This window comes from Lactobacillus sp. PSON, assembly GCF_052615405.1.
In genome coordinates, this window is record NZ_JBQXFW010000002.1 from 98,079 (window position 1) to 113,116 (window position 15,038).

At 33.4% G+C, this 15,038-nt stretch carries 17 protein-coding genes; 1 reads left to right on the forward strand and 16 read right to left on the reverse strand.

Going from position 1 to position 15,038, the window contains the following annotated elements; all coding sequences use genetic code 11:
• The 11 genes from ACTHPI_RS00945 to rsmG form a co-directional block, all read right to left on the reverse strand.
• A complete protein-coding gene (locus tag ACTHPI_RS00945) occupies positions 1 to 687 on the reverse strand; it encodes a response regulator transcription factor (protein WP_445352307.1) in 687 nt (228 codons plus the stop codon).
• Positions 688 to 856: 169 nt separating this feature from the next.
• Entirely contained in the window at positions 857 to 1,195 is a 339-nt protein-coding gene (locus ACTHPI_RS00950) for a hypothetical protein (protein WP_445352308.1), read from the reverse strand.
• A gap of 69 nt (positions 1,196 to 1,264) precedes the next feature.
• Positions 1,265 to 3,124, reverse strand: a complete 1,860-nt coding sequence (locus ACTHPI_RS00955) for an ABC transporter ATP-binding protein (protein ID WP_445352309.1) — start codon at positions 3,122 to 3,124, stop codon at positions 1,265 to 1,267.
• Positions 3,125 to 3,135: 11 nt separating this feature from the next.
• Positions 3,136 to 4,860, reverse strand: coding sequence for an ABC transporter ATP-binding protein (locus ACTHPI_RS00960; protein WP_445352310.1), 1,725 nt, complete (start codon positions 4,858 to 4,860; stop codon positions 3,136 to 3,138).
• A gap of 126 nt (positions 4,861 to 4,986) precedes the next feature.
• Positions 4,987 to 5,769, reverse strand: a complete 783-nt coding sequence (locus ACTHPI_RS00965; protein WP_445352311.1) for a DUF1129 family protein — start codon at positions 5,767 to 5,769, stop codon at positions 4,987 to 4,989.
• 8 nt (positions 5,770 to 5,777) lie between these two features.
• Positions 5,778 to 6,878: a redox-regulated ATPase YchF gene (ychF, locus tag ACTHPI_RS00970; protein ID WP_445352312.1), complete on the reverse strand. Its 1,101-nt coding sequence runs from the start codon at positions 6,876 to 6,878 to the stop codon at positions 5,778 to 5,780.
• A gap of 27 nt (positions 6,879 to 6,905) precedes the next feature.
• Positions 6,906 to 7,169 (reverse strand): DUF951 domain-containing protein, encoded by a 264-nt coding sequence (locus ACTHPI_RS00975; RefSeq protein WP_445352313.1) that lies wholly within the window; start codon positions 7,167 to 7,169, stop codon positions 6,906 to 6,908.
• The gene (locus ACTHPI_RS00980) at positions 7,162 to 8,046 is read right to left on the reverse strand and encodes a ParB/RepB/Spo0J family partition protein (RefSeq protein WP_445352314.1); all 885 of its coding nucleotides are present in this window, start codon (positions 8,044 to 8,046) and stop codon (positions 7,162 to 7,164) included. Before ACTHPI_RS00980 ends, ACTHPI_RS00975 begins: the two co-directional genes overlap by 8 nt.
• Complete coding sequence (locus tag ACTHPI_RS00985) at positions 8,024 to 8,803, reverse strand: ParA family protein (RefSeq protein ID WP_445352495.1); 780 nt, start codon at positions 8,801 to 8,803, stop codon at positions 8,024 to 8,026. Before ACTHPI_RS00985 ends, ACTHPI_RS00980 begins: the two co-directional genes overlap by 23 nt.
• Positions 8,804 to 8,821: 18 nt before the next feature.
• The gene (gene noc / locus ACTHPI_RS00990) at positions 8,822 to 9,721 is read right to left on the reverse strand and encodes a nucleoid occlusion protein (RefSeq protein WP_445352315.1); all 900 of its coding nucleotides are present in this window, start codon (positions 9,719 to 9,721) and stop codon (positions 8,822 to 8,824) included.
• Positions 9,722 to 9,738: 17 nt separating this feature from the next.
• Complete coding sequence (rsmG, locus tag ACTHPI_RS00995; RefSeq protein ID WP_445352316.1) at positions 9,739 to 10,461, reverse strand: 16S rRNA (guanine(527)-N(7))-methyltransferase RsmG; 723 nt, start codon at positions 10,459 to 10,461, stop codon at positions 9,739 to 9,741.
• A gap of 150 nt (positions 10,462 to 10,611) precedes the next feature.
• Here rsmG and ACTHPI_RS01000 point away from each other — a divergent pair, with 150 nt between their 5' ends.
• Positions 10,612 to 11,148 (forward strand): CvpA family protein, encoded by a 537-nt coding sequence (locus ACTHPI_RS01000; RefSeq protein WP_445352317.1) that lies wholly within the window; start codon positions 10,612 to 10,614, stop codon positions 11,146 to 11,148.
• A 51-nt stretch (positions 11,149 to 11,199) separates the two neighbouring features.
• Here the strand turns inward: ACTHPI_RS01000 and ACTHPI_RS01005 are convergent, their stop codons facing one another.
• The 5 genes from ACTHPI_RS01005 to ACTHPI_RS01025 form a co-directional block, all read right to left on the reverse strand.
• Positions 11,200 to 11,835, reverse strand: coding sequence for a hypothetical protein (locus tag ACTHPI_RS01005; RefSeq protein WP_445352318.1), 636 nt, complete (start codon positions 11,833 to 11,835; stop codon positions 11,200 to 11,202).
• Between the two features lie 133 nt (positions 11,836 to 11,968).
• Positions 11,969 to 12,910: an FAD:protein FMN transferase gene (locus ACTHPI_RS01010; RefSeq protein WP_445352319.1), complete on the reverse strand. Its 942-nt coding sequence runs from the start codon at positions 12,908 to 12,910 to the stop codon at positions 11,969 to 11,971.
• 3 nt (positions 12,911 to 12,913) lie between these two features.
• Positions 12,914 to 13,705: a tyrosine-protein phosphatase gene (locus ACTHPI_RS01015; protein WP_445352320.1), complete on the reverse strand. Its 792-nt coding sequence runs from the start codon at positions 13,703 to 13,705 to the stop codon at positions 12,914 to 12,916.
• 102 nt (positions 13,706 to 13,807) lie between these two features.
• Positions 13,808 to 14,356: an NADPH-dependent FMN reductase gene (locus ACTHPI_RS01020; RefSeq protein ID WP_445352321.1), complete on the reverse strand. Its 549-nt coding sequence runs from the start codon at positions 14,354 to 14,356 to the stop codon at positions 13,808 to 13,810.
• A 13-nt stretch (positions 14,357 to 14,369) separates the two neighbouring features.
• On the reverse strand, positions 14,370 to 14,909 hold the full coding sequence (locus ACTHPI_RS01025) for an NADPH-dependent FMN reductase (protein ID WP_445352322.1): 540 nt from the start codon (positions 14,907 to 14,909) through the stop codon (positions 14,370 to 14,372).
• Positions 14,910 to 15,038 lie beyond the last annotated feature (129 nt).

Below are 15,038 nucleotides of genomic sequence, written 5' to 3' on the forward strand. Positions count from 1 at the left end.
TTATGCCTCAATCTTGTAACCAACGCCCCAAACAGTCTGAATCACATCTTCACCACTAGTAGCTTTTTGAATTTTATCTCGAAGGTGAGACACATGAACCATAACAGTTTTTGCGGAAACAATTGATTCTTGTTGCCAAACTCTCTCAAAAATTTCATCTGCAGAAAATACTCGATTAGGATGACTTGCTAATAAATACAAAATTCCAAACTCTAAAGCAGTTAATTGAATAGTCTTGCCATCAATTGTTTTTACTTCATGAGAGTCACGATTAATTACAAGTGGTCCAACTTCTAAAACATCTGGTTCATCATCTTTGACTTGTTTTTGACTGCGGCGAAGAAGTGATCTAACACGAGCCATTACTTCAAGCGGATTAAATGGCTTAGAAACATAATCATCAGCTCCAGTAATTAGTCCTTGAATTTTATCCATATCACCTGTTTTTGCGGAAACAATGATAATAGGAATATCTGAATCTTTTCTTACTTCTTTAATTACATCAATTCCTGTCATATTCGGCATCATTACATCCAAAATCATTAATGCAATATCAGGAGTTGTAGATAATTTTGTAATAGCTTCTTTACCACTATAGGCAGTTATTGGCTCATAGCCTTCATTTTTTAAATAAATGCTTAATAATTCAACGATTTCTTTATCGTCATCAACAACTAAGATTTTCACGAGGAATTGTCCTCCTTCTTTACTTAAAAATATTAATTCATCATAGTATAGTTTACCAGAGTCTATGCTTACTATTTTAACTATTTTTAGATAAAGGCACAAAATTCTGCTCAAATTTTTAACAAAAATAAAAAAGCTGAGAAAAATCTCAACCTTTTCTCGAAGCTAACTATCTTCCAATTCTTTTATCATCATAAAGCTTCGTTTCTACATAAATGCAAACAATCATAAGAAGTGCAAAACAACAAATCTTGGCTGCTGAAGCATAATCAAGCATACTAGCAAACCCGAATAAAATACCATCTGGAACGACCCACCAGGCACCTATCCAAGAATTGAAAGTACTGCTGAATGTGCCAAATATTGCAATCAAAATAGTTACTATAATTAAAATTGTAGTTACAATCATTGCTGGCTTACCAAAATCTTTAAATCCATGATCCCAATAAACCATTAAGCCAAGAAGAACTAATAATACGGATACAAGCCATAAGCTCCCTTTTTTCATAGTACGGCCTTCTTTCTTATGACCATCGTAACACTATTCACACATTAAGTCCTAATAGTTGCACTTAAATTATTGAATTTCCTTTTTACCTGTATAAAGCTCATAATAATAGCCTTTTTTAGCAAGTAATTCATCGTGATTTCCTGATTCAATAATGTGACCATGATCCAAAACTAAAATAAGATCTGAATTAACAATAGTAGAAAGTCTGTGAGCAATGACAAAACTAGTTCTACCAGCAAGAAGATTATCCATACCAGCTTGAACCATTTTTTCAGTACGAGTATCAATGCTTGAAGTAGCTTCATCTAAAATCATAACTGGTTCGTCTGCAATCATAGCTCTTGCAATACTGAGTAGTTGCATCTGTCCTTGAGAAAGGTCCCCACCATCTCCATCAATAACAGTTTCATATCCATCTTCAAGTTCATGAATAAACTCATCAGCATGTGATAAGCGAGCTGCTTGATAAACTTCATCATCACTAGCTTCAGGATTACCAAAGCGAATATTATCCATAATAGTTCCTGTAAACAAGTGAGTTTCTTGCAAAACAATAGAAAGTGATTGTCTTAAATCATCTTTTTTAATATTATCAATTTCAATGCCATCATAAGTAATAGTCCCTGAATCAATTTCATAAAAACGATTAAGCATATTAGAAATTGTTGTTTTACCGGCTCCAGTTTCACCAACTAAGGCAACTTTCATGCCAGGTTTTGCATTAATTGAAATATCATACAAAATTTGATGATCAGGTACATATGAAAAGTTAACATGGTCAAAAATAATATGTCCTCGTACAGGAACTTCTTTAATAGAACCATCTTTTTGAGGAACATTCCAATTCCATGCTCCTTCTACTTGTTTATTCTTAGAAATAGTAACATCGCCTGTATCAGCTTCGGAAGCTTCATCTTCTAATTGGAAGATTCTACGTGCACCAGCTAGCGCCATAACAATTGAATTCAATTGCTGAGAAATTTGCGCAATTGGCATACTGAATTGCTTAGAAAGTTGCAAGAATGATGCAATTGCTCCAAGTGTTAAAGGAGCCCAATTATTAATTGCAACTGCTCCACCAACAAAAGCAATCAAAACATATAGTAAGTTCCCTAAATTTCCCATAATTGGGAAAAGAATAGTTGCAAATGTATTAGCATTACCTGAAGCAATCCTCAACTGTTCATTATATTTTTCAAAACCGGCTTTACTTTCTGGTTCATGAGAAAAGACTTTAATAACTTTCAATCCATTAAGCATTTCTTCGTTGTAACCATTAATTTCACCTAGTTTTTTCTGTTGAACACTGAAATAATAGCTAGATTTTTTGGTTAAGTAACGCACAATTCCAAATGATAAAGCAAAGACAATAAATGAAAAGATCGTCAACTGCCAACTTAAAATAAACATAGCACTAATTACAAAAACTAAACTTAAAAGTGAATTTGTAAATTGCGGAATTGATTGTGAAATCATCTGCATTAAAGTATCAATATCGTTAGTATAACGTGACATGATATCGCCATAGTCATTTTGGTCAAAATAAGCAATTGGCAGACTTTCCATATGCGTAAACATATTGTTACGAACACGATATTGAACTTTTTGTGCCAATACTCCCATTAGCATATTAAACAAGTAGTTTGCAATAAAACCAATTGCATAAATACCAAACATTACTGCAATCGCATATGCAAGTGGCCCGTAGTTTGGTGTTTGATGGTGCTGAACTTGCTTAACTAGAGGAGTAATATAGTTATTAATCAATTTTTCAATAAACAGAGTTCCAATAACATTGGAGCCAGCTGCCAAAATAATTGAAATAATCGAAATAATAAACATCCATGGACTAGTCGTAAGAACGAGCTTTAAAAGACGCTTAAGGGTTTGAGAACGATGTCCTTTAATTTGATTAGTATTATCCAAAAAATCCCCCCTTACTTTGAATTTTCTTCTTGGAACTTAGCAATTGAACTATATAGTTCATTAGTCTTCATAAGTTCTTCATGTGTACCAATGTCTTGAATATGACCGTGATCCATCACAATGATTCGATCAGCATCTTTAATTGAAACAATTCGTTGAGAAATAATAATCTTAGTTGTTTCTGGCATATCGTTAGCAAGAGATTCACGAATTTGTCTTTCAGTACTTGTATCAACTGCAGAAGTTGAATCATCTAAAATTAAAATTTTTGGTTTTTTAAGAAGTGCTCGAGCAATTGTTAAACGTTGCTTTTGTCCTCCAGAAACGTTAGAACCTCCTTGCTCAACCATTGTGTCATAGCCATCAGGCATTTCTCGAACAAAACTATCAGCATGGGCAATTTTTGCAGCAGCAACTACTTCTTCATCGGTTGCATTTTCATTTCCCCATTTAAGATTCTCTTTAATTGTTCCAGAAAATAAAATATTTTTTTGTAATACCATAGCTACATTATCACGAAGCGTTTTTAAATCATAAGATTTAACATTGTGTCCCGCTACGCGCACAGCTCCAGTTGTAACGTCATATAAACGTGGAATCATTGAAACAAGTGTTGATTTAGAAGATCCTGTTTCACCAATAATCCCAATTGTTTCACCAGGTTTAATATGTAAATCAATATCAGTTAAAGCAGCAGTCTTATCGCCTGCTTCATATTTAAAACCTACATGATCAAAAACAATTTCTCCATTAGTAATATTCTTTAAAGGCTTGCGTGGATTTTCAATGGCAGGCTTTTCATTGATCACATCCGCAATACGACGACCACTAGCACTAGCCATAATAAGCTGAGTTGCAATCATTGCTAAAATATTTAAACTAAATAAAATTGAATTTGAATATGAAAACATTGAAATTAATTGACCAGTTTGAAGAGTGCCACCCACAATTTCTTTAGCACCAAACCAGCAAATAGCCAAAGTTGCAATATTTAAAACTGCAGCTACAACTAAGGCATTAAGAGATAAGATTTTTTGAGCAGTTGAAAAAAGTTTATAAATAAATCCTGATGATTTTTCAAATTTTTCAATTTGTGGTTTTTCTTGAACGTAAGTTTTAACTTCGCGAATACCACGAACATTTTCACGAACAACTTGGTTCATCTTGTCATATCCCTTAAAAATTTTAGGGAAATATGGATAAACTGATTTAATAATAATTCCCAAAAGAATTACAAAAATTGGTGCAATTACTAAAAAGATAAGTGATAAACGCGGACTAATGATAACTGACATTACAATACCCACAATCAGCATCATTGGTGCTCTTACCGCAATTCTAATCAACATTTGATAAGCATTTTGAACATTAGTTACATCAGTGGTAAGACGTGTAACCAAACTTGAACTAGAAAATTTATCAATATTTTCAAATGCATAATCTTGCATATGATCGAACATATTTTTACGTAAGTTTGCAGCAAAACCAGCTCCAGCATGTGCTGAAACGTAACTTGCACTTGCACCTAAAAATAATGAAATAATTGTCAATATAAATAAAATTAGCCCCATTTTTTGAATATAAGGCATATTCCCCTTCATAATTCCTTTATCAATTAAAATACCTACCAAATAAGGTATCAGCATTTCAATAATTACTTCTCCAATAACAAATAATGGAGAAAGAATTGATAATTTTTTATACTGACGAATTGATTTACTCAATGTTTTTATCAAATAGATGCCCCTTTCTATTATTTAATTAAATATTGCATAAAAAAGAGACAAATAGACTATTAAAGTCTATTCATCCCTTTCAAAGACTTATATTTAAGAGTATACCTCTTTTAAAAAATTAGCAAGTTATTTTCTACGAGGTGTTGGCGCAAAAATTGAGCCAGTAATATTGTATTGCTTTCTAAATAAGTAACGAATACCAAAGATTACTGCTGCAATTACTAAATCAATTCCGCCTGGCAATACTACATTTATCGTGCGAAGTCCTGGTAAATTAAATAGCCAAATCCACACCATCAATATCGCAAGTAAGCCAATAATTCCTAAAATCATTCTTCCAAATGGTAATTTTTTACGTTTTCCTGCAACTGGCATAATCCAATCATTGTATTTAGTCATGAATATTCCCATCAATGCACCAGTTGAAGCTAAAGTAACAATTCCCATTTGACCATTGTCTTTAGTATTTGGAGTAAATAATGCAATCACACCAAAGATACCAATGAAGAAGACCATGTATAAAAGTGCCCCATCAACTGCACGTTGCCAAAATGGATGATCAATTTCTGCTTCTTGTTTTGGATGAAGCATTTCTTGCGCCTTAATTTTAGGTGAAGCCATATATAAACCATTTGCTGGTTGACCATGACGTTGAGCAACCACGATTTCTGGTAATAACTTATTGACTTCTTCGGCTGCTTTATCAGAACTAATTTTGCCTTGGATAATTAATTCTTTTTGAAGACGAAAAACATAATCAGAATTCTTATTTGAAAGCATGGAACGCAATTTTTCTGGAGATTCAGTTTTAATTTCGCTATCTTTTTCCTCTGCTTCAGTTTTTGCTTTTAATTTTTCTTGTTTGTTTTGATCAATATTTGCAGTCTTATCTTGTTTTTCTTCTGCCATTTTTTCTCCTAGACATTGAATCTAAATTCGATAATATCGCCATCTTCAACCACATAATCCTTACCTTCGAGACGAAGACGACCAGCTTCTTTAACTTTTTGCATGGTTTCATATTTATTCAAATCATCATATGAAACAACTTCAGCACGAATAAATCCACGTTCAAAGTCTGAGTGAATAACACCAGCTACTTGTGGTGCTTTCATTCCTTCATGGAAAGTCCAAGCACGAGTTTCTGGACCACCTGCAGTAAAGAATGTTCTAAGTCCTAAAATGTGGTAAGCTGCTTTAATCAAACGATCAAGTCCTGATTCTTCAACACCTTCCATTTCAAGGAATTCTTTTCTTTCTTCTTCATCCATTGCGGCAATTTCTTCTTCTGTTGCTGCACTGATTCCTAATGCTTCCGCATTTTCACTTTCAGCATGTTTTTTAACGATTTGGAAGTACTTATCACTTTCAGGATCAGCCATTGAGCTTTCAGCAATATTAGCTACATAAATAACTGGCTTAGAAGTTAAAAGGAATAAGCCTTTTACGATTTTTTGTTCATCTTCATTAAAGTCAATTGAACGAGCTGCATTTCCTTCTTCTAAAACTGGTTGCAACTTTTCAAGAACAGCCATTTCAGCTTTAGCATCCTTATCGCCTTGTTGAGCAATTTTCTTAACTTTATTGATACGGCGGTTAACTGCATCAAGGTCAGCAATTGCTAATTCCAGGTTAATAGTATTAATATCTTCTTCTGGATCTACTTTACCAGTAACTGAAGTAATATTGTCATCATCAAAAGCACGAACTACGTGAACAATTGCATCAGTTTGACGAATATTTTCAAGGAACTTGTTACCAAGACCTTCACCTTTAGAAGCACCTTTTACAAGACCAGCAATATCAGTAAATTCAAAAGTAGTATGAACAATCTTTTTAGCAGGAATTAATTCTTGGATTCTTGCTAAACGACTATCTGGGACTTCAACCATACCAACATTTGGTTCAATGGTTGCAAATGGATAATTGGCCATTTCAGCACCAGCTTTAGTAATTGCATTAAATAAAGTTGACTTACCAACGTTTGGTAAGCCGACGATTCCGGCAGTTAGTGACATATTTTTCCTCTTTTTCTTTAATAATTTTTACTGTAATAAGTTTGGTTTAGCAATACGATCTTTTGGAACATAATATTTCTTTTTCAAGTTTACAGGATCTGATGCTTTAGTTAAAACTTTCTTTAACTTTTTAGAAAATTCTGCCCTCGGCATCATTATCATTCTTCCGCATCCCATACACTTGATTTTAATATCTGCTCCCATGCGCATGATTTCCCAATCATTAGTTTTACAAGCATGCGGCTTTTTCATTAATACCGTATCAGCCAAATTATAGTCTTGTTTAATCATCTAAATCAACGCCTAAAATATCAAGAATTCTGTTAAGTTCTTCTTCTGAAGCAAAATCAATAGATAAATGTCCTTTACCTTTTTTAGATTCAGAAATATTTACACTTGAACCAAATTTTTCACTTAAACGACTTTCACTTGCACGAATAAAGGCAGATTTTTGAGTTGCTTTTTTGCGTGTTTTTTTAGCATTCAAAGAAGCAACAAGTGCCTCAACTTTTCTAACAGGCATTCCTTCTTTGACTACACGCTTTGCTAAAGAATCAATCTTGTCTTTATTTTTGAGCCCTAATAAAGTTCTAGCCTGTCCCATAGAAAGTTCTCCATGTTGAAGCAGACGCTTAGTTTTATTAGGCAAAGTAAGCAATCTTAAATAGTTTGCAATATAGGGGCGAGATTTGCCCATTCGTTTTGAAACTTCTTCTTGAGTAAGACCAAGATTCTTTTGAAGCATTTCATAAGCTTGCGCTTCTTCAAGTGGAGTTAAATCTTCTCGTTGCAAGTTTTCTAAAACTGCTACTTCCATCATTTCGCTTTCATCAAATTTTCTAATAATAGCTGGAACAGTTTTCTGACCAGCTAACTTTGATGCACGAAAACGACGCTCACCTGCAATGATTTCATAACCATTAATTGATTTTCGAATAATAATTGGCTGAAAGACACCATTTTCTTTAATTGAAGCAGATAGTTCTTCTAAAGACTTATCATCAAAAGTCTTTCTTGGTTGATAAGGATTAGGGCGAATTTCATCCAATAAAATTTCATGAACTTCCTCTGCTTCCGGCTTAGGAGATGTATCTTCAAATAAAGCTTCAATACCTCGTCCTAAACCACCTTTTTTTCTTGGTTCACTACTTTTTGAGTCTCTTGCCATGTGCTTTTAACACCTCTTTTGCTAAATCATCATAAACCTTAGCACCACGAGATTTTGGTGCATATTCAGTAATTGGCTGCCCATAACTTGGAGCTTCCGCAAGTTTAGTAATTCGAGGAATAATTGTTTTATAAACTTTTTTATTAAAATATCCTTGAACTTCTTTTACTACTTCAGCTCCTAAGTTAGTTCTAGCATCCAACATTGTAAGTAAAACTCCTTCAACACCTAAATCTTTATTGAAGTGTTTTTGCACAAGTCTAATCGTATTAAGAAGCTGGCTTAATCCTTCCAAAGCATAGTACTCACTTTGAACTGGAATCAAGATTGAATTTGATGCTGTGAAAGCATTTATTGATAATTGGCCAAGTGAGGGCGGACAATCAATAAAAATAAAATCATAATCATGACTTACTGCATCAAGAGCTGATTTTAAACGAGTTTCACGAGCCATCATGCTAATAAGTTCAGTTTCAGCACCTGATAAGTTAATAGTAGCAGGAACTATATCCAGCTTTGGTGTAGAAGTATGATGAATAGTATCTTGTAAAGGGATTTCATCAATTAAAACGTTGTAAATGTCCTGGTCAATTTCTGATTTTTCAATTCCTAAACCAGAAGTCGCATTTCCTTGTGGATCAATATCCACAATTAAAACACGATAACCACGGTCGGCAATTGAGGCTGCTAAATCAATAGTGGTTGTGGTTTTACCAACGCCACCTTTTTGATTGGCAACCGAAATTACATTTACCATATTTTTCATGCTGCCCTCCTATTTTCTCTTCAGTTCAATAGTTATCTTGTAATTATTAGGGTCGTTATTTTCAGTAACTTTAACATCAATTCCTGATTCTTCAGCAAGCTTAACAGCACGTTTAATCGTATTGATTTGAACTTTAAGATCCTTAGGCATCTTAGTCATTGCACGAGTGTTAGATTCTTTTTTAGTTGGAGCAGCCTTTGTCTTAGAAGCAGTAGTCTTTTTAGCTTTTTCATCTTTAACTTTAGCTTTCTTAACTTCTGGCTTTGGATTGAAATATCCTTCTACATCAGCAGTAATAGCTTCTGTTTCGGTAACATTCAACTTTTTATTGATTATCTCATCTAAAACTCTTGCTTGATCTTTTTCATCAAGACTTACTAAAGCACGACCATGACGAGCAGAAATCTTACCAGCAACTAAAGCATCTTTAACTTTTTGACTTAATTTTAAAAGACGCAATTTATTAGCAACATAAGATTGTGATTTACCCATATCTTTTGCAAGGGAAGTTTGAGTTAAGTCATTAAGTTCCATTAAACTCTTATATGCTTCAGCTTCATCAATTGGATTCAAGTTTTCTCTTTGTAAGTTTTCAATTACTGCAAGAGAAGCTGCCTTGTCATCATCCATATTATTAACAATTGCAGGAATTTTATCCCAACCTAAACTCTTAACAGCACGAAAACGACGCTCTCCAGCAATAATTTCATAACCATCACCATCTTCACGTACAATGATTGGTTGAAGTAATCCTTCTTCATTAATAGTTTGAGCTAATTCTTGAATAGACTCATCACTGAAAGTGTGACGAGGCTGATAACGATTAGGGGTAATTTTATCTAATTCTAAATCTTTAATTTGCTTGTTCTTTGGAACTTCATCACGATGTCCAAATGAAAATAATGCCATTTATAACTCCTCCTAGTTTATACTATTGGTTTACGGCGGGGGGTCCCTGCTTGTCTTGGATACTTTTTAGGTGTAGCTTTGATCTTTTCAACTAAAACTAAAGTACGCTCTTCTTCACTTTCAGGTAAAGTAAACTCTACATCTTTAATAAGCTTTCCACCTAAAACATTCAAAGCTTTTTGACTATCTTCAAGTTCACCTGTTGCCTTAGGTCCTTTAAGAGCTATGAAATAGCCGCCCTTTTTTACAAGAGGTATACAATATTCACTTAAAACAGTCATATTAGCAACTGCACGTGCTGTTACTAAATCAAATGCTTCGCGGTATTTTGGATTTTGTCCAACATCTTCTGCTCGACCATGAACTAACTCCACATTTGTTAAATTCAGCTTTTGGATTAAACTTTCTAAAAACTTCAATCTCTTAGCAAGTGAATCGACAATGGTGACCTTAAGGCTTGGCATCAATATCTTAAGTGGAATTGAAGGAAAGCCAGCCCCTGCACCAACATCGCAAAGAGTTAGTCCATCTTTGAAAACTTCACCAAAAGTAAAAAGTGGCGTTACACTATCAAAGAAATGTTTAAGATATACTTCATGTTCTTCTGTAATTCTAGTTAGATTGACAACCTTATTAGTTTCAATTAATTCTTTAAAATATATCTTAAATTGTTCTTCTTGCTCTTTAGTTATTTTTAAATTATGTTTTGATAATTCTTGTACAAATTGTTGAGGATCCATTTTTCACCTGTGAAACGGTGTTTCACACTCCTTAAATTTAACGCTATTATTGGCTTTCTGTAAAGCCAAACTCAACATTTATTATCTATTATTTTTATTCACTCGTCAAAATTAAAATGAGGTATAATCTTTCAAAAGGAGAAAAAATCTATGATTGTTACACTTATTGTTTTGCTATATCTTGCCTGGGAAACCTACAATGGGTATAAGACAGGCTTTACTCGTTACATCATCAACCTAATATTTGCGGCACTTGTATTTATGATTGCAATTTTCTTCCAAAATCCACTAGGAAACTGGATGTACTCACAATTTACAGGACATCAAATTCAAACAAATCTAACTTTAGAAACTAATTTAATGCTTTTTAGATTTGCGGCATTTTTTATTATCTTGTTCCTTGGAAGACAAGTTGTACAAATTTTTAAATCATGGATTCCTAGCAAAAATCCAAATGCTACAAATGTAGGAAGTGTCTTAGATAGTGTACTTGGGGCTTTTGCTTCATTTATTGCAACTTATTTCTTTATCTATGTTTTGCTTTCGATGCTTAATGCAATTCAAAATCCATGGTTCATGCAACAAACAGTTGATTCACCGATTTTAAAATTTATCATTTATAATACTCCCGGTCTTTCCAATGGAATGTTTAATAGTATCTTTAGTATTGGTAAGACTGTGGGATAAAAAAAGATTGGCTTTTTTTGAACCAATCTTTTTTTATTATTTCAATCTTCATTAAAATTCAAAAAGTAAAATATTTTTTGAACGATTTTCTAAATTACCATCTTTTTTAATTTGATTAAGAGATAGCATTACTAGTTTTCTTTGATTAGCTGGTAATTTCTTAGCAGCTTTAAGAGCTAAATTGAAATCCTTTTTATTTTTAGCATTCTTTAAACTACTGGAATCTCTATCAATAATTCTTTTAAGTGGCTTCATTACATTTTTCATGGCTTTAGTATTAGCAAAATAATAACTTAAACCACTGCGAGTAGTCCAGCCACTATATTTTTTATCTTTAGAAGCTACAAAATACTGAGGTGCACCAAAAATCGCTGCCTTTTTAGCTGTAGCCATCTTTTCAATTCTGAATTTAATATTTTTTATCTTTTTCCAGTTAATTGTCTTGGCCTTAAATGGTTCAGATGTCTTTAATCCATGCTTATAATTTGCTTTACCAACATAAATCTTGCCAGATGGATCTTTCACATTTAAAACATAGCCTTGTTTGGTAAGATTTTTATTTGATGTGATTTTTTCAACTGTTGAGTCTTTTATAGTTGTTGCTTCAGCTTGTTTAGGAGTTGTTGACAAAAAAGCTACTGAACCAGCCGTTAAAACTGTTATGAGTAATAATTTCTTAAACTTCATTTTGCTTCCCTTAAATCATTAAACTATAAACCTTACAACTTACACATATGTATTACCAAATATAAGATAAAGTTTCAATTAATATATGAAATAAATAAAAATAGTGTATAGTTTTTTTACTACACACTATTTTTTACTTACCAAAATTATCATACACAACTCTTTCATCATTATAGACAAAAATTGCGCCAATTCTATCTGGATCATCACTCCAGCCTTTGATAGGCTTGCCTGCAAAAAACAGACGTTTACATTCAATTTCTGCTTCTACTGAAGTTTTTGTAAAAGTAGTAACTCCTGCTAAGTCAGTCTGAACAGGATAGCCAGTTCTTGGATCAATCAAGTGGTGATATTTTTTACCATCAACAACTAAATATCTCTCATAAGTACCACTAGTTACTGCAGAACACTCTGGAACCATCACAGAAGTAATATTGTCGCCACGTGGTTCTTTGGGATCTTGAATACCAATTGCCCATTGACCACCTACACGTTTAGGACTGTCTCCTACAAGCAAAATATTGCCACCTAAATTAATGATTCCAGAATTAATTCCGTAAGCATGCCAGAGGTCTTTTACGCGGTCTGCAATCCAACCTTTAGCAATTCCGCCAAGATCTAATTCCATCCCTTTTTGAAGCAAAAATACGCTTTGATTTACATCATCAAGTTTTACATTGTATGGATCTGTCAAAAGCATTTTTTGTTCAATTTCGCTCTTAGCAGGAACATGCGCCCCTTTAAAGCCAATATGCCATAACTTCACTACTGGTCCGATGAGTGCATTAAAACCAAAGCGTTCTCGACTTTTTTCAATTGCTAATTTAACCAAATCATAAGCACCTTTGGAGATTTGCACTGCATGGTCTCCTGCAGCATGATTAATATCCATAATTTCTGATTGATCACGATTAACTGTTAAAACATCTTCATAGTGATCAATTAATTCAAAGGACTTTTGAATTGCATAATCATCAGTTGTGCCAAAAGTTTGTAAAGTAATTGAAGTACCTAATGCATGATGATGCCCGATAGTTTGCTCTAAGGCTAAATCTTTAATAAATTTTTCTTCCATTTTTTATTGCTTTTCTAAATAAATATCACATAGTGCTTCTTTTAATTCAGGAGTTACACCTAGTTGATTTTTCATAAACTTGTCCATTCCACCAAATTCTTTTTCGATAGTAATAAGCGAAGTATCTAAAAATGCATCACTCACTGATCCCAAAGTTCGCATATTAGAACGGAAAGTTAAATTTTCACCGTTTTCTTTAAATTTTGCATCCCTTTTAGCTCGATAATTATTAAGCATTACATTTGAATACAAATAATCTTGCCGAATGACTTCCATATCAACTCCTAAAAGATAAAGAATCATAACAGTTACAAGACCTGTCCTATCTTTTCCTTCAGAACAATGATAAAGCACAGCTCCATTAGGAGTATTTGCCAAAGTTTCTAAAATTTTCTTCATCGCATTTTGAGCATGTTCTTTATAAATGTGACCATGGTATCTTTCACACATCATCTTAAAGCCAGCATATTGATCTTGACGATATTTTGCAAAAGTTTTTTCAATATTTCCTTTGCCACCCTTAGTGTTATCAATTTCAGACAAAGGAATAGATAAATGTTCTACACCTTCAATTTTATCATCGGGGCAGTTTTCTCGTTCTTGTTTAGAACGCAAGTCAATTATCTTCTTTAAGCCATATTCTTGTAAAAACTTTTTATCATGTTCAGATAAATTATTTACCTTACCAGTTCTCAAAAGTTTGTGCATTTTTATTTTTCTTCCGTTATTCCCCACATATCCTCCTAAATCACGTGGATTTCTAACGGTTTTAAGCGGTAAAATATTAACTTCCATCCACTTCACTTCCCTTCTTTAAAACTTTCAAAAAATGAAAAAGTCTGAGACATAATTCTCAGACTTTATTTTACAACCTTTGCCAAAAATGTAGCAAAATTTTTATTTATTGGCTTGTTCAACAAACTTAAAGAAGTTACTCATTACTCCATCTAATTGTTCAATATAGTTTGGATTTACTAAATCGCCAGTTTCTTTATCAAAGTTATTTGCGGCGCCACCAATTAAAATTTCATTGCCTGGCAAAACATTAGCACTCATATCTGGTGAAAGTAAAATTTCACGAGCATCTTCTTGTGCACGACTTGCACCTTGAATACCATAAGAAGTACCAACAACAGCTGCTGGCTTCATTTTCATAACATTAGGACCAGCATGTGAACCAAGCCACTCTAAAGCACTCTTAAGTGAAGCTGGAATAGCATGATCATATTCTGGAGTAGTTAAGATAATACCATCTGCCATTTTAATATCTTCAATCCATGCCTTAGTAGCTTCATCGGGTTCATCAGTACGGCAAAATGGCTTTATATCATCAATTTCTCTAACAATGATTTCTGCTTTATCGCCATAACGCTTAGCAATATATTTTGCCAAAAAGCGATTATATGAAAATGGTGCATTTGTACCAACAATAGCTAATAATTTCATATTCTATCCCTTTCTACTTAGTAAGCTGGGTATACCAAGCATCAACTTCATCAAAGAAATGACCCAAGAACTTAATAGTACCTTCATCTACTAAGTTACCTTCTTCATCGAATTGCTTAGGCGCATTGCCCATCATAAATTCATCGCCATTGAATACATGAGCACTGAAGCCAGGAGCTGCTAAAATATTCTTCAAACGAGTTTGTGAACGACTACCACCTTGAGGCATTGGTGAAGTTGAAACAATTACTACTGGTTTATCATGGAATGGATGAATTGAGCTAGATAACCATTCAAGTGCACTCTTCAAACTACTTGTCACTGAGTGTTGTTGTTCTGGAGATGCTACTAAAATAAGATCTGCATCTTCAACTTGCTTTCCAAGAGATAATACTTCATCAGGTGCATCTACACCTTCTTTATACATTGGCAAGCCCTTTACAGTAGCTAATTCAAATTCATATCTGCCAGCAAAATGCTTAATAATATACTTAAGAAGTGCTTCATTATATGAGCCTTCAGCATTTGAACCTGATAATGCGAGGATTTTCACTAAAAAAACCACCTTTCGAAAACTAATTCCTAATCTTTATTATAACTTAACTAAACAAAAAAGCACTCCTTAAATAGGAAGCGCTTTTTATTAAATTGAAAGCATAATGATTCAAATTGCTCAGAAAGA